Raw genomic sequence first — 318 nt, forward strand, 5'->3', positions numbered from 1 at the left:
TTGGGTCGATTCTTTCTTCAATTATAAATCTTTCAAGTTCATTATTAAAAAAATTCCTTACATTATATTCCTGAGATATTAATTTTATGTCTTCATTATATATTCTTTCCATTTTTATGTTNNNGTCTTTAGTAAATAAAAATGATTTAAATTTGGTTATCATTTAAATGATAACTAAAAATAAATATTTATGAATGAATTATTGGTGATTGCCTATTTTGTTAATGATAGGCATCTAATTTTTGGCATTCGCTCTTTTTCAGATAGATATTTCCTAAAGATACCAAGTATTTCATCATAATCTTTTTTTATTAAATT

Source organism: Candidatus Nanopusillus massiliensis, assembly GCF_920984865.1.